Here is a 742-nt window from a genome sequence, read left to right as displayed (position 1 = left end):
TCCTGTGGTGTTTTTCGTGAAAAGTGTGAAACACACTTTTTACACTTTTCACACCATTATCTCATCTTTTGGAGACGCAAGGAAGTTGACTGGTTATTCACCATTTACGAAAAAGCTGCTATTCCATTTTGCTTTAACATTTCTACAAGTTGTTCTGTCTCTACTATATTCTGTGCATTATAAATTTTTGTCCATTCTACCTTAGAATAGAGAAGTTTCCTTTTCTCCTGAACATTTGACGAATTCTGGTTTCTTTTTCGATTAATAAATGCCAAGAGCCTAAGAACAATAAATGCCACAATAGTAATACCAATCAGAAATCCCAATGCTAATCGTGTTACCTGTGTTTCTGTAGCTCCCATTCTAAATAAACATATGCCATAGATGACTGTAAAAATTCCTGCACATATCACACTGGTGAGAAAATCTCGCCATATAGTAGCACTTTTTGGCAAACATTTATCCCATATTCCATTATACACCATAATAGAGGCATACAGAATTCCTCCTACTAAAGCAGTTGCTGTCTCTCCTAAAACCAAGCGAATATCCACCGTTAATAACATCTGAATAATAATTGCTAACACACTAATCACAAACATTGATGCAAATGCAAGATTTCCAGCCTTTAATATAATGTACCCATAACAGTGGACACACGAATTAGTGTAGTACCCTTTTTTCGGACACCCACACAAGACGTGACCCTGTTCTTAAACACCGTTCCCATGTGAACCCTTTT

General features: G+C 36.4%; 1 pseudogene. It reads right to left on the bottom strand.

From position 1 onward, the window contains the following. Positions 1–107 precede the first annotated feature (107 nt). A pseudogene (locus ACTQ50_RS19715) lies at positions 108–632 on the bottom strand (DUF2007 domain-containing protein); the annotation flags it as partial. Positions 633–742: the final 110 nt, after the last annotated feature.

Origin of the sequence: Blautia sp. Sow4_E7, assembly GCF_052116245.1 — a bacterium.
Taxonomy (GTDB): Bacteria; Bacillota; Clostridia; order Lachnospirales; family Lachnospiraceae; genus Blautia_A.
Note: the sequence above shows the minus strand (reverse complement) of the source record. Positions and strands in the feature narration are given on the sequence as shown.